The sequence below is a fragment of the Psychrobacter maritimus genome (genome assembly GCF_029953575.1).
Classification (GTDB): domain Bacteria; phylum Pseudomonadota; class Gammaproteobacteria; order Pseudomonadales; family Moraxellaceae; genus Psychrobacter; species Psychrobacter maritimus.
In genome coordinates this window covers 1445383-1469089 of sequence record NZ_CP124526.1, presented here as the reverse complement: position 1 = coordinate 1469089, position 23707 = coordinate 1445383, and the positions used below count along the sequence as shown (strand labels likewise).

The 23707-nt window shown below is 43.3% G+C and carries 15 protein-coding genes; 3 read left to right on the top strand and 12 right to left on the bottom strand.

All coding sequences use genetic code 11. The features are described from left to right. Nucleotides 1-156: 156 nt before the first annotated feature. Together alr and dnaB are read right to left on the bottom strand one after the other, a co-directional pair. On the bottom strand, nucleotides 157-1281 hold the full coding sequence (gene alr / locus QJS82_RS06035) for an alanine racemase (protein ID WP_281491577.1): 1125 nt from the start codon (nucleotides 1279-1281) through the stop codon (nucleotides 157-159). Nucleotides 1282-1447: 166 nt separating this feature from the next. Next, nucleotides 1448-2851: a replicative DNA helicase gene (gene dnaB, locus QJS82_RS06030; protein WP_201625142.1), complete on the bottom strand. Its 1404-nt coding sequence runs from the start codon at nucleotides 2849-2851 to the stop codon at nucleotides 1448-1450. A 348-nt stretch (nucleotides 2852-3199) separates the two neighbouring features. Between dnaB and pdxA the strand changes: the two genes are divergently transcribed. Next, the gene (pdxA, locus tag QJS82_RS06025; protein WP_201625141.1) at nucleotides 3200-4297 is read left to right on the top strand and encodes a 4-hydroxythreonine-4-phosphate dehydrogenase PdxA; all 1098 of its coding nucleotides are present in this window, start codon (nucleotides 3200-3202) and stop codon (nucleotides 4295-4297) included. A 224-nt stretch (nucleotides 4298-4521) separates the two neighbouring features. On the opposite strand, the gene QJS82_RS06020 is transcribed toward pdxA, so the two are convergent. After that, nucleotides 4522-5463 carry a lantibiotic ABC transporter permease gene (locus QJS82_RS06020; RefSeq protein WP_131401071.1) on the bottom strand — a complete coding sequence of 314 codons (942 nt, stop codon included), beginning with the start codon at nucleotides 5461-5463 and terminating at the stop codon, nucleotides 4522-4524. A 289-nt stretch (nucleotides 5464-5752) separates the two neighbouring features. Continuing rightward, on the bottom strand, nucleotides 5753-6526 hold the full coding sequence (locus QJS82_RS06015; protein WP_131401070.1) for an ankyrin repeat domain-containing protein: 774 nt from the start codon (nucleotides 6524-6526) through the stop codon (nucleotides 5753-5755). Nucleotides 6527-6962: 436 nt separating this feature from the next. Here QJS82_RS06015 and rsmA point away from each other — a divergent pair, with 436 nt between their 5' ends. Both rsmA and QJS82_RS06005 read left to right on the top strand, forming a co-directional pair. After that, nucleotides 6963-7826, top strand: coding sequence for a 16S rRNA (adenine(1518)-N(6)/adenine(1519)-N(6))-dimethyltransferase RsmA (rsmA, locus tag QJS82_RS06010; RefSeq protein WP_201619315.1), 864 nt, complete (start codon nucleotides 6963-6965; stop codon nucleotides 7824-7826). Nucleotides 7827-7896: 70 nt separating this feature from the next. After that, a complete protein-coding gene (locus tag QJS82_RS06005; protein WP_281491576.1) occupies nucleotides 7897-8739 on the top strand; it encodes a symmetrical bis(5'-nucleosyl)-tetraphosphatase in 843 nt (280 codons plus the stop codon). A 117-nt stretch (nucleotides 8740-8856) separates the two neighbouring features. Here the strand turns inward: QJS82_RS06005 and QJS82_RS06000 are convergent, their stop codons facing one another. From QJS82_RS06000 to QJS82_RS05965, 8 genes are all read right to left on the bottom strand, one after another. Next, nucleotides 8857-11337: a site-specific recombinase gene (locus tag QJS82_RS06000; RefSeq protein ID WP_281491575.1), complete on the bottom strand. Its 2481-nt coding sequence runs from the start codon at nucleotides 11335-11337 to the stop codon at nucleotides 8857-8859. Nucleotides 11338-11815: 478 nt separating this feature from the next. Continuing rightward, complete coding sequence (locus QJS82_RS05995; protein WP_281491574.1) at nucleotides 11816-13600, bottom strand: acyl-CoA dehydrogenase C-terminal domain-containing protein; 1785 nt, start codon at nucleotides 13598-13600, stop codon at nucleotides 11816-11818. 416 nt (nucleotides 13601-14016) lie between these two features. Further along, complete coding sequence (locus QJS82_RS05990) at nucleotides 14017-15810, bottom strand: acyl-CoA dehydrogenase C-terminal domain-containing protein (protein WP_281491573.1); 1794 nt, start codon at nucleotides 15808-15810, stop codon at nucleotides 14017-14019. Nucleotides 15811-16159: 349 nt separating this feature from the next. Next, nucleotides 16160-17884 (bottom strand): EAL domain-containing protein, encoded by a 1725-nt coding sequence (locus QJS82_RS05985; RefSeq protein ID WP_281491572.1) that lies wholly within the window; start codon nucleotides 17882-17884, stop codon nucleotides 16160-16162. A gap of 63 nt (nucleotides 17885-17947) precedes the next feature. Further along, a complete protein-coding gene (locus tag QJS82_RS05980) occupies nucleotides 17948-18856 on the bottom strand; it encodes a 16S rRNA (uracil(1498)-N(3))-methyltransferase (RefSeq protein WP_201625496.1) in 909 nt (302 codons plus the stop codon). Nucleotides 18857-19030: 174 nt separating this feature from the next. Then, on the bottom strand, nucleotides 19031-19879 hold the full coding sequence (locus QJS82_RS05975) for a methylenetetrahydrofolate reductase (protein WP_201625495.1): 849 nt from the start codon (nucleotides 19877-19879) through the stop codon (nucleotides 19031-19033). A gap of 13 nt (nucleotides 19880-19892) precedes the next feature. Beyond that, entirely contained in the window at nucleotides 19893-21317 is a 1425-nt protein-coding gene (ahcY, locus tag QJS82_RS05970) for an adenosylhomocysteinase (RefSeq protein WP_281491571.1), read from the bottom strand. Nucleotides 21318-21641: 324 nt separating this feature from the next. Further along, nucleotides 21642-23579: a TonB-dependent receptor domain-containing protein gene (locus QJS82_RS05965; protein WP_281491570.1), complete on the bottom strand. Its 1938-nt coding sequence runs from the start codon at nucleotides 23577-23579 to the stop codon at nucleotides 21642-21644. Nucleotides 23580-23707: the final 128 nt, after the last annotated feature.

Here is a 23707-nt window from a genome sequence, read left to right as displayed (position 1 = left end):
AGCATCGCGTCAGTGCGTATACTGGTGTGACAACAAACTTTTAGTATAGCGCAATTAGGCTTAATGTAAATGTCCAATTTGCCGTGATTCAGCAGTGCTGCAGTGCTGCATTGCTTCATTCGTCTCTCAAACCATCATTACATTAAACTCTATCAATTATGATTTTGCTATGGTCCGATTTGGGCGAGCGCTTAGGCGGCATAGCAACTCATAGCTAATGGTCTCAGCATGGGCGGCGACTTCATCGACGTGCGGCGCATCACCCCAAAGTATCACTTTACTATCTAAAGCCACGCTTTCTGGAACAGTGCTGACATCAATGACGATCATATCCATCGCCACTCGTCCGACTACCGCGCATGGATAGCTTTGATGATTTATGGCATCAATAACAGAAACATAAGCGTTGTCACTCACCACCCGTGGATAGCCATCACCATAACCGATACTAACCAAAGCCGTTTTGGTATCTTGCATCGCAGTCCAGCGGCTGCCATAGCCAATACCATCACCGGCGTTGACCGTTTGTAGAGCGATAATCTGCGCGCTAAATTCCATCGCTGGCTGTAAGTCCAAATCACGCGCACTTTTATCAATAACAGGCGTACTCCCGTAGAGCATGATGCCCGGACGTACCCAATCGTGATGATGCTCGGGGAAATTGACGATACCCGCTGAGTTGCACAATGAGCCTTTTACATCGCTACTCACCGTTTCTTTTAGGGTCTGCAGCATGTCGTTAAAGCGCTGGATTTGAATAGCGTTTAGAGGATGAGCGCGGTCATCGGCATTGGCAAAGTGAGTGGTCAAAACCAACTGATAACCGGCTTCATGCAGACGTTTGGCTGCTGGAATAAGGGTTTGGTCATTAAACCCTAAGCGATTCATGCCAGTATTGTATTTAAGCCAAACCACACGGGTGGCACTGGTAGTCGGTGGGGTGTTTTCTAGTGCCCACGTTAGCTGCGGCTCATGATGAATCACGCAGCTAATATCATGCTCAATCGCCAGCTGCCATTCATCTTTAGTAAATGCGCCTTCGATTAGACCAATGGTTTTATCCCAGCCCAATTGACGTGCTTCCAAGGCTTCTATCAAGGTGGCGACGCCGATACCATCTGCCTGTGGTTTAGCTTGTTTTAATGCTGGCAGGATAGCGGCTACGCCATGACCATAGGCATTGGCTTTAACCATAGCAAGGACTTTAGCCGTCGGTGCCAGTTTTTTAACTTGAGCCAAATTATGGGTAATGGCAGCTGGTTTGATTGTGATGGTGCGCATAATTGCCTTCTCTATTAGCAAGCTTATATTATTGTCAAAATTGGCTTATTAGCAAAGTTATTTTATGAGTAAAGTGATAAAGCCAATGCGTCATCAATTGGGCTGATGACGCACTGGCTATTTTTTATGAGTAATCGCTTATTAAGCGTATCGTTCGTTTTGTTTATTACTCATCATTTTCAAAGCTGACGTTTTGATAGTATTCTGGCGTCAGGTTGATAAAGCGGGTAAATTGCCCTTCAAAGCCCAAGCGTATGGTGCCGATAGGGCCATTACGCTGTTTACCAATGATGATTTCAGCCACGCCTTTGTGGTCTGAGTTTTCATTATAAACCTCATCGCGATAAATAAACATAATCAAATCGGCATCCTGCTCAATCGCACCCGATTCACGCAAATCCGACATGATAGGGCGCTTATTAGGACGGTTCTCTAGACTACGGTTAAGCTGCGATAAGGCAATAACCGGACATTCAAGCTCACGAGCCAAAGCTTTTAAGCTACGAGAAATCTCGGAGATTTCTCCAACACGGTTGCCATCAAGATTAGGCACTTTCATCAGCTGTAGATAATCGACAATGATAGCGCCAAGTTTGCCATCATGATTTTTAGCGATACGGCGGCAGCGCGAACGTAGCTCAGAGGGCGGCAGGGCAGTACTGTCATCAATGTATAAATGCTTAGACTGCAAATGCTGAATGGCGTTCATCATTTTTGCCCATTCATCTTCGTTCATTTGCCCAGAACGCAAGTGCGTCTGATTAATCGCGCCCCATGAAGATAGCAAACGCATGACAATAGACTCGGCCGGCATCTCCATCGAAAACACTACCACGGGTAAATCTTCGTTAAATAAAATCCCTTCTGCCAAGTTCATCGCAAAGGTTGTTTTACCCATAGACGGACGCGCCGCCACAATGATTAAATCGCCCGCTTGTAAGCCTTGAGTCTTATTGTTTAGCTCGACGAATGGGGTTTGTAAGCCAATCATGCCGTCAGGATTGGATTTTAATTCTTGGATTTTATCAATAACATTGGTCAATACCGAGGTAATACCAACGGGGCCACGCTGTTCTGCGCGTTTGTTATGTTGCTCATTAATACTGAATATTTTTGCCTCAACATTGTCCAAGATATCGCTTACTGTTTGGTCTTTGGGATTATAGGCAAGGGTCAGCATGTCATTGCCAGTAGTAATCAGCTGGCGTAAGGTCGATAGCTCACGCACGCGCTGCGCATAAGCGGTGAGGTTAAACAAGGTGGCGGGACTTTGACTTAAAATATCGGCTAAGTAGCTGTCACCACCGGCACCTTTAAGCAGTTTTTGTGCTTCCAACCAGTCATGCACCATCACCGTATCGTAAGGCTCGTTGACCGCTGCCAGATGCGCAATCGCATCAAAAATATACTGATGTCGCCCTGCATAAAAGTCGTCTTTGGTGACGATATCTGCAATCTTATCGTATGCCTCTTCGATACTCATCAAAGACGCTAGCAAAGCCTTTTCAATATCGATATTGTGCGGCGGTGTCTGATTGAGTAAGTCGTCGGTTTTTTCGTTGTCTGCCATGGATGCCTAATGTGTCAAAAGTCGGTATAAAATTAAGTATATAAGAGATTATAAATAGCTGTGTGCTATCAGTATTTATTTTAGTAGTGATACAGCCAAGCAAGCGCGACATACCTCTACGAGAGAAGTACCAAAAGGTGGTCTCAGCGCTTGCTGGTAAATGCTACAATGAAAGGCGAAAGTTTAACACATTCTACCGTTTTTTCGGCTGCTATAAGTAACTATCTATAAAAATGGCATCTGCTATGACATAAAATTTGCGATGTCTTAGACCATCTTAAACGCTCGTTTTCATAATAATAAATACAATAAAATCATATTCTTAATATCAAACTAGGATATTTTACTATGCAAAAAAGACTACCATTATTAATCACAACCGGTGAGCCTGCTGGTATTGGGATGGATGTTGTGCTGCTATTAGCAGCTGAGGGTAAATTGCAAGATTTTAAACGCCCAATTTGGGTCACTGCCGATAGTGTCGCGATGCAAAAGCGCGCTGATATGCTGGTAACAGCAGGCGTGCTCGAGAGCTGTCCATTTTGGCAAGCTGTCGATTTGGAAATAGAGGCCGATGACTTTTTAGAGCAGATGTCACAGCAAACTATTGATGACAATAACAATGACAACCATGCTTTTATCCTGCTGAATACCCCTTGTGCTGAACCAGTTGTCTGCGGAAAAATTAATACTCGCAATTCGGCAATGGTTGCCAAGCAGTTGGACATCGCCCATCAGTTAGCAACCAACAAAACAGTTGCTGCTATCATCACAGGGCCATTGCAAAAATCTGCACTGATAGATGCTGATATTAAACTGCTCGATGGCACCATGTTTAGTGGTCATACCGAGTTTTTTATGCAGCAAAGTGGCTGTGAGAAAGTCGTGATGATGCTCGCCAATCAAGCCATGAAAGTGGCGCTTGTTACCACACATTTAGCATTAAAAGACATACCTGCTGCTATCACCGCTGATAATGTACGCCAAACGGTGCAAATTGTCATTGACGATATGCGCGAGAAGTTTGGCTTAACGCAGCCGCGTATTTTGGTATGTGGTCTTAATCCGCATGCAGGCGAGGGCGGGCATCTAGGTGTCGAGGAAATTGAGATTATTAACCCCGTGCTACAAGAATTTATCGATGCGGACGTCGATATATCAGAGGCGATGCCAGCGGATACCTTATTTACCCCAAGACATTTAGCGAATTGTGACGCTGTGATTGCTATGTATCATGACCAAGGTTTACCAGTGCTCAAATCACACGGTTTTGGTGATACGGTCAATCTTACCTTAGGGTTGCCGTATATTCGTACCTCAGTTGACCATGGGACGGCGCTTGATTTAGCAGGGCGCGGCGGCGCAAGTGCGACCAGCTTATACCAAGCACTATTGATGGCCAATGAGATGGCGGATAAATCGCTTGTTAATAGACCTCTTATATAAAACTGGTGCACTAGAAGTTTGTCACGCAGTATTGGGCAACTTTAGTGTGAATAACGGCTATTTATAAATCATCAAACACGGTCTAATATAAGTGATTCCACTATAGCAGTCTATTTTGAGTGGTTTATTAATAGGTTTCGAGGGTGAAATAGCTGGTTCCGCTAGGGTATACCCAAAAAATAAACCCTCTAAACAATAACTTATCTGTAAGTAGTCAGGGCGATTCAGAAACCTGACTTTAAATCCATAGGTCGAGTCGTATGGCGTTTTGCCATATATTTGCCCAGTAAGGGTAAGCAAAACATTGGTAATTGAAAAGCACCCAGTAACGGTAGAAACACCGCACCCATAAAGGGTACAGTTATGGTGTAAGAAAGTAATACATTGCGTCCGCCACACACCAGCGCCGCGACAATAGCATTCTCATAGCCAAAACGCCGATATATTATATAAGCGGTAAAATAAAATACCAATGCCAATACCGAACTTAGCACTAGTAATAACAACGCTTGCCAGGGATTATGGTCAAAGGTGGTACGAAATCCTGCCATCAGTCCCAGTGGAAACAACATCAGCAGTAAAATATTAAACTGCCCAATTTTGGGATAATAACGTGACAAAATAGCAGGTGGAACAAACCGACGCACTCCCACAGCTAGCACCATTGGCATAAAAATATAAACTAACAAGCGTTTGACATAAAGACCAACGTCTAAATTTGAACTTTCATCGCCTAATAGCCATAATACGCCTAATAATGTGAATGGCATAATGAGCGTAGCAGCGATAGTTTTTGCCGTCGCCAGTTGTGCATCAAACCCCACCGCATTGACCAACGCACCACTACCAAACAATGGGGCAGTGGCGCCAAGACCTGCAATCGCCAATAGCCAATCGCCACGTACACCGAACGCATAAGCAATTAATACTAAAACTAGACACATGCCCCCGCTTTGTAACAAGGCAAAAACCCACACATAGCTTGTCGCTATACGCTTTAACAGCGCGTATTGGTCGATGCCCAGTAAAGTAAAGAACATCAAGAAGAACAGTATTTGGGGCAAATATACCAATACTGCATTGGATAAGTTTGGAAAAACAAAGCCCACAATTGCGCAAACTGGCATAATTAATGTGCTATGGCGCGCAATAAAACTAAGAAGCATGGCTTTTCCTAATAAAAAATGTTTTTTTTGATACATATGTTGAACCACGCTGGGATTGTTTGATATTCAACAATCTTAGAGAGTATGAAAATTCCTAGGTGTCTCATATATCTACCACATCGATGCCTGTATAGGGAACCAAACCAGTGAAGGTACCTGAGTGGTTCGCCATAGGTATAACCTAAAAAAGGACGCTTCAAAAACTGTGAAGCGTCCTTTTTTTAAGTATCTAGACTACTATGAAGGTCTGTAATCAAAAGCAATTAGATAGCTCTAATGATTGAAAACGTTATTGACAACTTGCTTTGCCCGTACGATGATTAACCACACCTTTTGACGCAAGTAATTTTGTCATCTCTGCATGACCGCGAGTACAAGCATAGGAGTAAGCACTTTGATTATACGATGCCTGAGTTTCATCTTGAGTAGTCGCCACAAGGTTGGGATTAGCACCTTGAGCCAGTAAATATTTGACCGTCTCAATACGATTATTACTAGCGGCAACCATAATAAATGTTTCACCATCATCTTCTATTTCTTGGTCGTTTAAATCGACAGGCGCTTTGTCATTTAATAACTTATGTACTTTTTTAACAATAACGGTATTTCCCCCTAGTACAGCAGATTTCATGACGTTATAAACGTCACCATCATCTTTAGCATATATATCAGCGCCTTTATCAACTAAGTAATCTACAATATCTTCATAGCCAATAAATGCTGCCCAGCCGAGAGCGGTTTGATTAAGGCTACCTGTATCTTTAGCTTCTAAGTCTTGACCATTATTTACCATATATTTAACCGTTGCTAGGTCACCACGTTTTACCGCATCAAACCACTTAGCATCTGTTCCTGTAGAGGGTTTGTCATAAAATATACGCCAAGAAAGCTTGTCTTCATTAGCGAGATCAAAGTTTTCAGCATCACTATAGCGAAACCCTACTTGTGGAATAGGCGCAACTTGAGATGATTTTACGACCTCAGTTTTATCTACCGTATTATGAGTACTAAGACTTGAACAGCCAGTTAATAGCATCGTGCTCATTAAAACTGATGCGCTCATTTTGTAAAAAACATTCATAGCAAAACCTCAAATAAGTAACTTTTTATGTAAACCACATATAGTTTGAAGTAGTCTCTATAACAAGACAATAGTCACACAGCTTAAATTCATCTTCGAAAAACTCACTGCATGTACACAACGAAGTACACTGGAACTATCTCAGGGAGAAAACCCGTTGGTATCATGAGCCTAGAGCCAAAGGTTCAAGTCCTCACTAGGGTACCATGTTCATTCTCATAATCGTTGTTATAATAAATGATTTTAGAACAAAAATAAGGCACTGTGTCGGTTGTACTAAGGTATGGGTAGTTTGCTAATAAAATATCTCAAAAAGACAGTGCATTTATGAGCTGTGTTATAATTCATTGATATATAATCAGCATATTGCTGCCATAGCGCTATAGCCCATTTATCTTTTATCGATTAAGACCTTTTTATGTCCAAAACTACGTTTGATGCTCAATCTATTTCTAACAGCCTACGCGCTGCCAAACACCAACCGCGTAAGCGTTTTGGTCAAAACTTCTTGCACGATGGCAGTGTCATCCGCCAAATTGTTGACAGCATTCGCCTCGAGCGTGATGACAATTTAATCGAGATTGGACCGGGCATGGGCGCGCTGACTGAGCCGCTATTGGCAGAAGTCGATGCGATGACGGTGGTAGAGCTGGATCGCGATTTGGCAGATAGTTTACGTATTCGTATCGGTGCCAATAGCCATCCGAACTTTACGATTATCAAAGACAATGCCATGCATGTCGATTATCGTGAACTGTATAGCCCTGAGCGCGGTAAGCTCCGCGTAGTCGGCAATCTACCTTATAATATTTCTACGCCGATACTCTTTCATTTGCTCAGTTATGCCGATGTGATTCAAGACATGCATTTTATGCTGCAAAAAGAAGTGGTCGAGCGTATCACTGCCGATGTCGGCAGCAAAACCTATGGTCGTCTATCGGTCATCATGCAATATCATTGTGATACCGACTATCTACTGACCGTACCGCGCGGCGCATTTAATCCGCCGCCAAAAGTCACCAGTGCCGTTTTTCGCCTGACGCCACATATCAACAAACCAATCGTGGCAGAAGACGAAGCGTACTTTGCGATTGTGGTGCGCGAAACCTTTAACCATCGTCGTAAGACGCTACGGGCTATTTTTAAAAAATCAACTTTGCTACCGACATTGAGCGAAGAAGACTTTGCGGCTTGCGCCATCGACCCGCAAGCGCGCCCTGAAGTCTTGAGTGTGAAAGATTTTGTCAATCTCAGCAATCAGGCACGCAAAATAGAGGTTTAAATGAATCTACTGCCACTTTATCGTCAAAAATTTTCGCATGATAAACATCACATAAAAGTATAGAGGGTTTATGATTTTTCGCCATCAGTATGTTATCGGTGACTTGCAGGGTTGCTATGAGGCATACCTGCAATTACTGGAAACCTTGGATTTTGACCCTGCGCAAGACAAGCTATGGTTTGCAGGTGACTTGGTGGCACGCGGTGAAGACTCGTTAAGTACCTTACGTCATGTGAAAGCGCTATGTGAACAAGGGGCTGCGGCAACGGTATTGGGCAATCACGATATCAATTTAATTGCGGTTTGGCGTGGGGCGACGTCCATTAAGAAAAAAGACAAGACGGCAGCTATTCTTGCGGCCGATGATTGTGATGAATTGCTTGAATGGCTACGTCATCAGCCAATATTGGTTTTTCCTGATGAACAGACGGTATTGGTACATGCTGGCATTCCACCGCATTGGACGATTGAAACGGCAGCAAACTATGCGCAGCAGTTAGAGGCGCAGCTACAAGGCAGTTTAAAACAGCTCGATCGTTTATTGCCAAATCTATATAGCAAAACAGCCGATGAGTGGCATGCGGGTATTAATGGTTTTACCAAAATGCGCGCAATTACCAATTATTTCACGCGTATGCGTCTATGCAAACAAGATGGCACGCTTGAATTTAGTTTTGCAGCAGGGTTAGAAGAGCCGATGCCAAAAGGATTTTTACCTTGGTTTGAATGGCAAGTACCGCGCACGCGCAAGATTTTGTTTGGTCATTGGGCAGCGCTTAAAGCTGAGGTTGATTTGCCGTATGCGCGCGCACTTGATGGTGGCTGTGTTTGGGGCAATCATCTATTGGCTTATCGCTTGGGCGATGGCAAAACCATCACCTCAAGCGCGCATTGCTTACTGCCAGAATCATAATCTTAGTTATATAGCCTATATACAGGGTGTTTTTTTTGGATAGTTACCTAAAGAAAACGTCGAATCAATAACCAAGCCCGCAGCCAAATAACTACCTAAGCCACCAAGACCCTCCCATTAACTGGGTAGGTTTGGTGGTTTTTTTGGTTTAGGCAGTGGTGTTTTGGCATCGCCCGCAGCTTTACTTTCAGGATTGCTATCATCATTAGTATATTGAATGCTTGCCTGATGCTCTTCATTCAATGCATTGTGCGCTTTATCGTATTGAATATCATTGCTATAAGGAACGCTATTAAGCTCCGCATCTAGCAGTCCATCATCGAGGTCAATGGTTTTTTTAGTGCTGATATGATTGGTGGTGCTGTGAGCTTCACGACTTGTGATCGCTGCGTCAAGGTCACCATTTGATATATTATTATCGTAATCTATATCGGTGACAGCCTGTTCATTTTGCATGCTTTTTTGCTTAGATTTAGGCAAGATTTTGACATCAGACAAACGGCGCACAACATAATTGTTATGGATGGGCTGTCCGCCTTTATGGGCACTGGTATCATCAAAAATCATATGTCCTTGACTGTCAATTCGAGCGTATTTCATAGGCTTATCGCGCGGCCAGATAAAGTCAGAAGGATGGGTAAGCAGGTGACTAAAGAGTTGCTTGGTTAAACGGCTCCACTCCATAAATTTGACTTCTTTAGAGCGTAGTGCCACAAATAAAGCCAGTGAAAAGCTTACCATTAAGTTGACCATACCGATAAGGGCAACGCCCAAGATGGAAATAAATACAATCTGCCAATCCCATTGGTTGGCGGATATATTAAACAATCCATGTGCTAGATTTGCCGAGGCAAAGGCAATATGGCGAATATCAATCGGTAAGCCAAATAAGAAGCCGATGGTTGCCGTACTGCCTAAGAATACCCCAAATAAGAAGTTACCCATAATAGCGCCGAGGTTGGCTTCTATAAAGCCGCCTAAACGCTGTAACCAAGCTTTCGGTAATAAGTATTGCAGTAGCCGATGGCGTTGAATACGGGCGCCAATTTGATTGTAGACCGCCAGATTATCATAGTATCCAGCGATTAGACCGGATAAAAATAAATACACGCCAGCGATAGCTGCATGGGGTAGTGCCAGTGAATGAAACGGGTCAAGATCATGCAATAAGTGCGCAGCCTTATCGGTATTGATCATCGGTGCGCCGGTATAATGTAACCAAGCAAAAGAGATAATCAGGGCAACGGGTATTGCTACCATGACGTTACCCATAATCGCGACAAACTGGGTACGTAAAATATCGACCACCAATTCTGATAACTTATTTAACTGGTGCGATTTTTTGCCAGAACCATCCGATATGGTAGAGGCGATTGCTGCTGCCGTCATAGCGGGCTGCTTGGTCGCGACCGTACCATGGACGATATGAATAAAAACAAAACCCAAACCATAAATCATGCTATTGATAAAGGCGCGTCCCATCGGTGCAAGCGCCAGATGGTACGCCAATATCTTAGTGGTCGCCATAAAAGCAATGATAAAGCCACCGATAGAGGCCTTTTTAAACATCTTCTGATAACCGGATTTATCGGTACTAATATAATGCTCACCAACGCGGCTCGCGTTTTCGGTGACTTTACGCGACAGCAGCTTGGTATTATTATCAATCAGATAGCCAATACTATAGCGGCGGCTGGCGGTGGTAATCAGCGCTTGAATCAGCTCAATGATGGCCTGATCGCGCTTATCATAATTGTCTGCTACCAGCTCAGTTAAGATGCGCATGCGCTGCAAGCTTTGATCCAAACGGAGCATCATGTTGGTTAGGCGGATAGAGATACCGGTTTTATAAATGCGCTTACGTATGGTGGCAACGATATCTTCGCATTGCTCAATCATGACCAATAATGGCGCTGGATCCACGGCTTTTTCAGGAATGATATCAGTTAAGGTGTCAAGCTCATGCGCTTCGCGGTACTGATTGACATACAAAACCGCTTCTTGATTTTGTGCCACAAATGACGCTGAATAATTCAGCATTTGCGGATAAAATTCCATCAAATCTGGATGCAAGCCAATGCCGCTGATACGATACGATAAAATGATAATCGCGTTTAAGATGCTGTTTTTTGCCGTCGCGACTAAGTTTAAATGCTGCTCATTGACTTTGAGTAGCCCGACCAGCTCATCCCATTTGTCCTTGTCGATATGGGCAAGCCAGCGTTCATCAGAGCGTTTATCGAATAAATAACCAACCAGCTCTACGACGGAGTCTTCTTGTGGCAACAGTGGTAAGAAACGATGACCGACAAGGCGGCGCAGACTATTAAAAAATCCCTGATCTGACATGATGCCAGTATCGGTATATAAAGCAATTTGACGATATTCAATAATAAGTTTTAAGACAAAACTTGATAGCCCGTCGCCATATTCTGGATGTTGACGTATGACCTCAATCAACTCTTGAATATTCTGATTGGCCAAAGCCGGTTCTTTATCACTCACTCGTAGCTCATCGATTAAGCGCTTGAGTACCGCAGGATCTGGCACATCACTTAAGGCAGTAATCTGTTGTAAAATGTGTTTTATCTCTGACACATCGCATCCCTTATGGTGGTTATTTCAATCATTGTTATTATTCAGTCTTTGCAACGATATATTTTATTTGAAACCTTTTCTTCTCATGCTTGTCGGAATTATCACTGTTGCGATATAGGCCTCTATGAATTGACCGCTTGTTAATTTTCAGGGTATAAATTTAGAGTGTATTGATTTTCAGATGTTGCTTTATAGGCATTGCTTTATAGGTATCAGGAATATTCTGATTAAGCGCAATGCGTTTGGCGTTGCGTTATTTTAATCGTAACGACACGTGGGCGGTTAATTATTTTGTTAGCAGTTATTGTGCTGCAGATGGTGCCGCTCATGCTGTCGATTGTTGTGTAAGTGACAGCTTCGATTATTGCTTCGATGCTTTTGCTTACTGCGACGATATTTTTGGCAAAAAAAGAGACAGTAGCGTGACTGTCCCTTTTATCATAGTGCGGTAGGCTTACTTTATTATAAAAGTAAAAAATTAGCTAGCAGGTACATCAAAGTAATTTAAATCAAAGTTCATCATTGGATCGCTACCGGCTTTAACCATCTGTGCATGAGCATCGATACGCGGCAAGATACGACCAACGAAATAATCGGCAAGCTTGGCTTTATTGGTGTAGAAATCACCTTCTTTACCGTTAGCGGCTTCGACCATCAAGGCAAACATATACGAGTAGGCAAGATAACCAAAGGCATGCATGTAGTCAACCGCACAGCCGTTGATTTCGCTCTTGCGCTCACCGATGTTGTTTAACACAGTGGTGGTTAGCTCTTCGATGGTATCAGCTGCGTCTAGCGTCGCTTGCTTGATACCATGATCCGCTTGCATATTATTGACAAAATCACGAATCTCACCTAAGAAATGAGTGACGTATTTGCCATTATTTTTCGCCACTTTACGACCTAGTAGGTCAAGCGCTTGAATACCGTTGGTGCCTTCATAAATCTGGGCAATACGAGTATCACGAACGATTTGCTCCATACCCCATTCGCGGATATAGCCGTGACCGCCAAATACTTGCTGGCAATCAATAGTCGCTTCTAGTGCTTTGTCGGTCAAGAAAGCTTTAGCAACTGGCGTTAGTAGGGCAACGCGTGCTGCTGCTGCTTGAGCGGCTTCAGGATCGGTACTAAATTTCTCTTGATCAAGGTTTTTGGCCACGTACATTGCAAAACAACGTGACGCTTCAGTATTGGCTTTAGCATTTAACAGCATGCGACGTACATCGGCATGATGGATGATGGCATCGGCTGGTTTTTCTGGGCTTTGAATTTGCGTGTCGCTACGACCTTGACCACGGTCATTAGCATATAAAGCAGCATTTTGATAAGCAAGCTCAGAACCACCTAGACCCTGTAGACCCATGGTGACACGCTCATAGTTCATCATAATGAACATTGAAGACAGACCGGTGTTTTCTGCACCAACCATCCAACCTTTGGCGTTGTCAAAGTTCATCACACAAGTGGCTGAGGCTTTGATGCCCATTTTGTGCTCAATAGAGCCAACTGCTAAAGTGTTGCGCTCACCTAAGCTACCATCTTCATTAACCAAGAATTTTGGCACAACAAATAACGAGATGCCTTTTGAGCCTTCTGGCGCATTCGGGGTTTTTGCCAATACCAAATGAATGATGTTTTCGGTTAGGTCATGCTCACCGCCAGTGATAAAGATTTTGGTACCAGAGATATCATAGCTACCGTCATCGTTAGGCACCGCTTTGGTTTTGATGATACCCAAGTCAGTACCAGCATGCGGCTCGGTCAAGCACATAGTGCCAGCCCATTCACCGTTGTACATTTTCTCTAAGTAAGTTTGCTTTTGCTCTTCAGACGCTGCCGCATTTAGGCAAAGTGTGGCGCCAACAGTTAGGTTTGGATAGAGGGCAAATGACTGGTTGGCCGTGAAGACCATCTCTTCAGTCAGCATGGTGACCATTTTTGGGAAACCTTGACCACCGTATTCAGAGTTACCGCTTAAGCCAACCCAACCTGATTCTGCATACTGCTTATACGCCTCTTTAAAACCAGTCGGGGTGGTCACAACACCATTACCTTCAAAGGTTGCGCCTTCTTCATCACCGCTACGGTTGATAGGCAATAACACGTTTTTTGACAGCTTTGCCATTTCTTCCAAAATCATATCGACGGTTTCCATGTCAACATGAGCAAGGTTTTCGTTATTTTGCCAAAATTCATGGGCTTTAAAAACGTCAGTTAAAATAAAGCGCATGTCGTTAAGAGGGGCATTATAAACAGCCATAAACATTCCTTTGGTTCAAATGAATAAAAGTAAGTGGGTCGAAAATATCGCGTTGTTCTTTTGGGTGGCACATAAGCATAGATAGCTAAAGTTTAGCAAATTAGCGTATCGAGAGGGGGTTTTCTTCGTGAATTGTGCGTACACCAAAAATAGTTTAATGGGCAGAGTCACTGTTTTGTCTGCGTCAATTTTTAGTCAAAAAATCAGTTTGGTAGATTAGCTAAGAAAATCGGCAACACACCTAAGTATGTTGCCGATAGGACCTACATATTAACATCTACATCAACGACGCTTTATTGTATAACACCTAAGCAATAAAAATAGCTTTAATCTATCTATTACTCATACAAGCATTATTAATTACAGCGTCGTCAATTTCCGCAAAAACTAGCCGTGTTGATTACTAGCCGTTTTTATTAAAAAGCAAATTGATCAACATCCATCGTCATGTACGGCTCAACACCAGTGCTGATGCGCTGTACATGCGTGGTGGTACGTGGCAATAACTTCGCAAAGTAGAATTGTGCGGTTTTTACTTTGGCATCGTAGAATGCCTGCTCGCTGCTACCATTAGCGATTTCAGTTTGTGCAACTAATGCCATACGAGCCCATAAGTAAGCTAGGGTCACATAACCGCTGAAGTATAAGTAATCAACAGCCGCGCCGCCAACCGCATCAGGGTTTTCAGTCGCTTGCATGCCGATACGGGCAGTCAAATCGCCCCATTCTTTCAGGTGTTTGGCAAGTGGGCGGATAAACTGACCCATTGCGTCATTTTCTTTATTTTCTTCGCAGAATGTTTGGATAATTTTGATAAAGTTGGCAAGCAGTTTACCTTGTGAACCCAATACTTTACGACCTAATAGATCGAGCGCTTGGATTTCAGTGGTACCTTCGTATAAGCAAGCGATACGCGTATCACGGACGTTTTGTTCCATGCCCCATTCGCTGATAAAGCCATGACCACCATAAACTTGCACGCCATGGTTGGCAGCTTCTAGACCAGTCTCAGTCAAGAATGCTTTAGCAATCGGCGTCAATAGTGACAGCATTTGGTCAGCAAATTTCAGATTATCGCCTTCGCCTTTTGCCACGGTATCGGCAAAATGTGAGAGGTAATAAACTAGGGCGCGACCGCCTTCTGCAAAGGCTTTTTCGGTCAATAGCATGTTACGAACGGCTGGATGCACAATGATAGGGTCAGCCACTTTTTCTGGCGCTTTAGCACCTGATAGTGAGCGCATCGCTAGACGGTCTTTGGCATAAGTTAATGAGCCTTGGAACGCATACTCTGCTGCTGTTAAACCTTGAACCGCTGTACCAATACGGGCCACGTTCATAAAGGTAAACATGCACTGTAGACCACGGTTTTCTGGGCCAATGAGGTAACCTTTGGCGCCATCGAAGTTCATTACACAAGTCGCTGAGGCTTTGATACCCATTTTGTGCTCGATAGAACCACAAACGACGCTATTCTTTTCGCCTAGGCTGTTGTCTTCGTTGACCAATATCTTAGGAACGATAAACAACGAGATGCCTTTGGTGCCAGCTGGTGCGCCTGGTAAGCGAGCCAAACAGATATGAATAATGTTGTCAGTTAAATCATGCTCACCGGCTGAGATAAAGATTTTCTGACCGGTAATGCTATAACTGCCATCATCGTTAGGTACGGCTTTGGTGCGGATAATACCCAAATCAGAACCCGCATGTGCTTCAGTTAAGCACATGGTACCTGACCATTCACCGGTGACCATTTTTTCTAGGTAGGTTTGTTTTTGCTCATCCGTACCATGGTGTTCGATGGTTTGGATAGCGCCATGCGATAGGCCAGGGTACATAGAGAATGACCAGTTCGCGGTACCAACCATCTCATTGATGACCGTTGATAATGAGAATGGCATGTTTTGACCACCGAATTCTTCTTCAGCAGACAAGGCTGGGAAGCCAAGCTCACAATAGGCTTTATACGCTTCTTTAAAACCTTTTGGCGTGGTAACAGTGCCGTTGTCAAATTTACAGCCTTCAGCATCACCGCTTTGGTTCAATGGTGATAGCTCATTTTCAGCAAAGCTTGCCGCCATCTCAAACAGGCTGTCCATCAACTCACGATCCGCTTCTTGGAACGCAGGCAAGGTCTTATAGTGACTTTCGCTGTCAAGTAACTCATGCATCACGAATTGGATATCACGTAGGGGTGCTTTATATTGCATAACTTCCTGTCCTTTTTTAAGGTGCAACCGGCAGTAAGGCGACGACTATCATTGACTGTGATTAGTTAAGTCTGAGTCGCCAGCCAATTACTGGTATGAAATCTGTCTGCATAAATAACAAACAATGACACCGATCATATGAAATAGATTGAGAAGAGTAAAAAGAATTATGACTGTATCCGTAAATTCTTGGTAAAAGATAGGCGTTCAGTGGCAAATATACAAGTTTGGTGACAATACTGATAAGTCATCAACCTGTCTTGCATCCTATATATCATCGACCTTACAGAATAAAACGCCGCGCAATAACTCTATGAAAATACTATCAATCTACTTTTATTAGACAGTATTAAGAAGGGTTGTTTTTGGACAAATGTTGCTGCGTTAATAGCACGGTTGCTTGCTCAGCCGTCATAGGCTTACCAAACCAATAGCCTTGCCCGTACTGGCAACCCATGTCTAAGAGTAAATCACGCTGCTGCTCGGTTTCGATGCCTTCGGCGATAACCTGCATATCAAGCGCCTCCGCTAAATCCAAAATCGCTTTGACAATCGCGCGCTGTGTACGGTCATCTGTGATTTTGGAGATAAAGCTTTTATCAATTTTAATAAAGTCAAAAGGGTATTCTTGTAAGTAACTCAATGAGGCATAACCGGTGCCAAAGTCATCAAGCGCCAGACAGATGCCGAGCTTCTTGAGTAAGTTAAGCTGCTTTTTGACATTGGCATGGCGCTGTATTAAAGAAGATTCTGTCACTTCAATGTGCAGTTGGTGGGCGGCAATATCATGCTCTACTAGTAAGTTACTGACCATGTCAAAAAAATCAGGATGGCTAAATTCAGCGGCATCAGCATTGATACAGATGTGTTGATCAAAGCCCAAACCTTGCCAAATTGTTAGCTGCTCGGCGATTTGAACCGCCATTTGCGAAAATAACTCAAGCGACAGTTTATGAGAAATGATGGCATCGATAAAATCGATAGGTTTTAATAAACCGCGGCTAGGGTGTTGCCAGCGTACTAACGCCTCAAAACCGGTAATCATGCCTGTGTCTAAGGCAAATTTAGGTTGATAGTAGGGTACAAATTGCCCTGCATTGGTGGCAGCTCTCAGCTCAGATTCTAGCTGTATATTATGCGCATTGACCTCATTTATGGCTTTATGATACCAACAGACATCATCGCCACCCTGCTGTTTGACATAATTCAAGGCTTTTTCGGCTTTGGTCAACAGGCCGGTAAATTCATTACCATTTTCAGGAAAGTAGCTTACCCCGACAGAGATATGGCAATAGACCTCGGTGCCTTTTGCCGTATTGCCATTTAAGAAGAAAGGGCGCTCGCACATTTGCATTAAGCTGTCTAACTGATGGCGTACCATATTAGCATCATTACATTCAAACAATAAGGCAAAGTCATCACCGCCAAAATGAGAAAAACAGCGTAAATTATCAAGCTCAAGCTCAGTAATACGTAAGACAAAATTTTCTACCAAGGTATTGATAGCATCCGGTCCCAGTAGACTGGCAAGGTTGCGATAACGGTCAATGTTAAAACGCACGACCACCACTTCTTGATAGCTGTCTAACAACAATTCACTGGTTTGACTCAAAAACACTTTACGGTTCGGTAGTCCGGTCAGCTGGTCATAATTCAGCAGGTGCACCACCTTTTTTCTGTTTTTAGCAAGCGTCGCCATATCACGAATGGTACCGACGTAATAAGGGGTATCTTCTAGATAAATTTTGCGATAGGTGATATGGCAGTCGATGACTTGCCCGTAGCGGTTTGCCATTGAAAAGTCAATTTCACAAAATCCTGTACTGTCCAAGCTGTTAATCAGATTTTTGAGCACTGCCTGTTCATCTTCTGACAAAAACTCAGCAGCATATATCCCAAGTGGACGCCCAAGCAAAAAATTTTCTGTATAGCCAAGCATCAGCTCATAGTTAGCATTGACGGATAAATAGCGTAATTTTTCGTCCAATATGAATATGGCGTCTTCAAATTGCTCGCACAATTTGACCAATAGTTGCTGTTTATCTGATATTGGCATAGGGGTGAATGCGCTCATAATGGACTCATAACATCGAAATTAAATAATAAATGGGCTTGGTAATGGTGAACAGTTTGTCCACTATTGATTTAAAGCATGCATAGTTGCCAATGCCGACAATGTCGCCAGTGCAACCACGGGCGCGGTTTCGGTACGCAGAACCCGTGGGCCAATTTGCCAAGGTGCAAAACCCACATCCGCAGCTTTGGCGCATTCATCAGCGCTAAGCCCGCCTTCAGGTCCGATTAATAATTCGATATAAGGCGCATGTTGCTTTAAGACGACAGGCAGCGCCTCAGGCATCAGGGGTTGCCCTGCTGCTGGGACACTCAGTTGCAGACGTAAATCGGCAGGCCGCTGTAATACCTGATAATAAGCATCTTTACTTAGCTCAGCGACGATTGGGCTGATTACCATCTCATTTTTATTTTCGCTAGCTGCTACATTTAATAGCCAGTCATCAATCGATAATGGCGCGATAATAAGCGGTGGACGGTTAAGACCGCATTGCTCACAGGCGGCGATGGCGACTTGCTGCCACTGTGCCAGTTTTTTCTCTACTTGGGCAGGTTTTAGATTGACCTCACCGTGGTGGCTGCTCAGCAATTGAATGGCAGTCACACCAAGCTCAGTGGATTTTTGAATGGCGTAATCCATTCGCTCACCGCGACTTATGACCAGTCCAATCTTCGTCAATACAGCGGCATTGCGGTCAGTATCTACATGAGCCAATAACGTTGCAGTGGCGTGTTTTTTGCTGATGGTTTGTAGCTGTACCTGATATTCACCGCCGAAACCGTCAAACAAAATCCCTTTATCGCCAATATTAGCGCGTAATACACGGCACCAATGATGGACAATACTTTCGGTTAATTCGACGCTGGCACCGATAGGTAAGGTGCTAAGCTGAGGGTAGGTCGCAGCCTTTTCATTTTCATTGGTAACGTCATTACTAATGTTGCTATTGGTGGCATAAAAGAAACGTCGCAAAATTACTTATTCCTATAATGGGGGGTCATGATATTTTTCAATATCTTAGCAGAATATCATTTGAGTGGGTAAAGGGATTGTCACTAATGGAATGCGCATAACTGCAATTCCCATACCAAAAAAGACTGGCGCTCCTAGGAACGCCAGTCATTAAGCAATACATTCGATAAGTATTTAAGCAATCAAGCCTAAGGCTTCAACCAAACGCTTATTTGGCTCAACTTTGTTCATGCTATAAAAATGCATGGCCGGTACACCTTCATTAATCAAACGCTCACATAGGCGAAAGACCACCTCAAAACCAAATTCGCGAATGGCCTTGCTATCATCGCCAAAATCCGCCAACTGCTTACGCACGTAACGTGGAATATCAGCGCCACAGCTGTCAGCAAAACGCATAAGGTTACTAGAATTGGTGATCGGCATAATACCGGCTACCAATGGCTGTGCAACCGTATCAATACCGCGTTTTTCTAAGGTATCACGCAGATACAAATAGCTATCAGCGTTATAAAAGAACTGGGTAATCGACGCATTGGCGCCCGCTTGGTATTTATTCACCAAGTTCTCAACATCAAGCTCAAAGCTACGCGCTTGGGGATGCATTTCAGGATAGGCTGCGACCTCGATACGGAAATGATCGCCTGAATATTCGCGAATAAACTTAACTAAGTCTAACGCAAACGGCAGCTCACCCATACCTACTTGTCCCGACGGCAAATCACCACGAAGCGCGACCAAGCGCTTAATGCCTAAGCTCTTATAAAGATCAAGCAATTCAGCAATTTCACTTTTATCATCGCCAATACAAGACATATGCGGCGCAATATCAGTGTCACCGCGCGCGCACAAAGCTTGAACGATATCTAAAGTGCGGCTACGGGTTGAACCGCCCGCACCATAGGTCACTGAAAAGTAAGCAGGTGATAGCTTATTTAACTCATCATAAGTGCTGAGGAGCTTTTCGTGTCCTTGCTCGGTTTTAGCTGGAAAAAACTCAAAGGAGAAAGCAGGCTTAGTCACAGTCTGGCTCCTATTAGTATTTATAAGCGTCAGGCTTAAACGGACCTTCGACAGGTACGCCTAAATATTCCGCTTGTTTTTCAGTCAGCTTAGTTAGCGTACCGTTAAAACCAGCAACCATCGCCGCAGCCACTTCTTCGTCTAGCTTTTTCGGTAAGACTTTAACGTATAAGTTGTCATTGCGCTTATCTGTTGGCAAGTCGGCGAATTTTTCTTCGAACAGATACATTTGCGCCAATACTTGGTTGGCAAATGAGCCGTCCATTACGCGCGATGGGTGACCGGTTGCGTTACCTAAGTTCACCAAACGACCTTCAGCAAGCAAAATCAAGTAATCGTTTTCATCGTCTGAGCGGAAGATTTGATGCACTTGTGGCTTAATCTCAACCCAGCGCCAGTTATCACGCATAAACTGCGTGTCGATTTCGGTATCAAAGTGACCGATATTACAAACGACAGCACCTGGTTTAAGAGCCGCTAGCATATGTCTGTCACAAACATGGTAGTTACCAGTCGTGGTAACAATCATGTCGGTATCTTCTAACAGACGGGTGTTGATGTTTTCTGCGCCGCCAGTGTTATCGCCGTTAATGTAAGGTGATAATACTTCAAAACCATCCATACAAGCCTGCATGGCACAGATAGGATCGACTTCGGAGACACGGACGATCATGCCTTCTTGACGTAAGCTTTGCGTAGAGCCTTTACCTACATCGCCATAACCGATAACTAAGGCGCGGCGACCTGCAAGGAACATGTCGGTAGCACGTTTGATAGCGTCGTTTAAGCTATGACGGCAGCCGTATTTGTTGTCATTTTTAGACTTAGTAACCGCATCGTTAACGTTGATAGCCGGTACTTTTAGCGTACCTTTATTGAGCATCTCAACCAAGCGATGGACGCCTGTAGTCGTCTCTTCAGAGATACCATGGATGTTATCAAGCAGCTCTGCATAATCATTATGAATCAACGCAGTTAAATCACCGCCGTCATCTAAGATTAGGTTTGCATCCCAAAGCTGACCTGATGCTTCACCGCCAACGTGGATTTGTTGACGCAAGCACCACTCGTACTCTTCTTCGGTTTCGCCTTTCCAAGCGTAAACAGAGATACCAGCAGCAGCAATAGCAGCAGCAGCATGGTCTTGGGTTGAGAAGATGTTACATGATGTCCAGCGTACTTCAGCACCTAGCGCGACTAATGTCTCGATAAGGACCGCAGTCTGGATGGTCATATGGATACAGCCAGCGATTTTCGCGCCTTTAAGCGGTTGATCGGCTTCGTAGCGACGACGCAACCCCATTAGGGCAGGCATTTCGGCTTCAGCAAGGGAGATTTCACGGCGACCATAATCAGCAAGGCTGATGTCGGCGACTTTATAGTCAGTGAAAGAGGGATCGATCGTATGGGCAGATGGGGTGTTAGACACTGCGTCCATAATATGCTCCTATCAGTGGTTAAGGTATGATAAAAAGAATAAAAACGCAGGTGCCGTTATTTGCGCTGTCAATAATCAGTGAAATGATTATTCAACAGTTACCGAGCCTAACATGACGAATTAATCAGCGTAGCTTTGATTAAAATCTCAACGCAGCTGTCAATTCATATGGCGCAACACCTCTCGGAGGGTCATTATTGTAATAGATGGCGGTTAATTTGTCACCTATTGGCTGATATAAATAGTAAGTGGTTAAGTCATAAAAAAGGGCCATCAATTGATGACCTTAATTGTTCATTTGCGCTTTATTCGATTTAACAGGAATTAGAACCAGTTATAGGTTAATGAGGTGAAGAAATTGGTGCCGTCGGTATTGTAACCTGGCAGCGTAATATATTGCTTATTAGTAATATTATTTAGACGGGCAGTCATTGTTAAGTTATCAGTAAATTGATAATTACCACTGATATTCAACAAGCCATAGCTGTCAACACGTTGTTTATCAGTATTATCAATACTACTATAGTAATTATCTACATACTGATATTCAGTACGGATATCTAAGCTTGGTAAGCGATATCCGATGTAAACTAAACCCTTATGTTCAGGACGAATGGCAAGAAATTTACCGTCATTGGATTTACCACTATCATCTTTAGCTTGCTGATAATCATAACTTCCACCAAATAAGTAGCTATCAAAGACCCAGTCTGACGTTAAGGTTAAACCTTTAATTTTAGCTTTATCAACGTTTTCACTGCTACCGCCAGCATAGTTACCATCAATATCAAATATCGAAACGAAGCTAATTAAATCATCAACTTTATTATGATAGCCGGTTAGGCGTGTGGATTGAAGCTCAGTTTTATACTCAATAAATGCCTCATAGTTATCGCTGGTTTCAGGTTTTAGATCAGGGTTGCCTGAATTTGGGTAATACAAGTCATTAAAAGTAGGGGCGCGAAAGCCTTTTGCATAATTAGCTCCTACACGAAATTCTGGAGTAAGATGATAGGCTGCCCCTAAGTTATAAGTCGTTTCACTATCAAAGTCAGAGTAATCATCATACCGTACATTAGCTTGGGCATCGATATCGTTATGCGAGACTAAATAGCCTAGGAAGCCGCTTTTTACTTTACGATCATTAGCATCATATACATTTGATTTCAGCTCTTGATTTAAATGTTCAGCACCTATAATCGCTTTACCAATAGGCAACGTCTGAGTCCTCACTAAGCTTATCTGTTGTTGATTATTATCATATTTACTGCCATTGTTTACATCTGTTTCGTAGGTTGTTGATTCATCAATGCTGTAACCATAAGTGAGTTTAGTACTGCTACTGTCATCAAAATGCTCAAGATAGGCACTAGCAGCTCCATTATTTTGTTCTGCAAAAGCATTCTTTAAAGCAGGCGCATTAGTAAGGTAGTCATCATAAGCATCAATATCTGTAGTTGACTTTGAATAAAGTCCACTTAATCCAAATTTCAAGCTATCGCTAATTTTTTGGCCAAATGAAATACTATAGTTTTCACTTTTAAATCCATCATCATCTGTTTGAGTGGGCAAACTAATTGGTAGTGTCGCATTAAATCCATCTGTTTCTTTACGATTGGCGGATAAACTCAATGTTGTCCCTTTCTCATTAAGAAACTGAGCACTAGCACCATATAAGTATTCGTTATGCGATCCTGCGCCAGCAGTTACTGATACATTACTTCTAACGATATTGGCGCCCTTAGTGAATACTTGGATAACACCGCCCATCGCATCTGAACCGTAGATACTTGAGCCTGAGGCGCCATATAAAATTTCAATACGATCAATCTGATCTACAGGTAACAAACTGAGGGTAGCACCACCTGCACTCATTGAGCTGTAACGTACACCATCGATAAGAACTAATATTTGGTTGCTATTGTAACCACGCGTATAAAAGTTTGATGTGGTGCCAGAGCCACCATTAGTATAATGACTGATTCCGGGCTGACGTTTTAATACATCAAACGTACTTTGACCCTGATAACGTTGTAGCTCTTCTTTATCAATCACCCGAGTTTGGGCAATGACATTACTTGTTTTAGTCGGTGTACGTGTGGCTGTGACGACGATTTTATCAAGCTCAACTTGTGGCAGCTCGCTATCGTCAATAGCGCTACTGTCAGCAGTCGCGGCTGTAGCACTCACGGTAAAGACGCCTAAAGCACTTAAGATACACAAGCGAAGATAGGTGGTCGAAGATGAACGAGATAAAGCCATAGTTAATTCCAAATTGATCAAATAAAAAAGTTACAGAATCGAAAGCTAAGACGCTAAAAGTTACAAAAACTACTAGGTATATTACATGCGCTTATTATCTATAAAAGTCCCTTACTTATAAACCATTT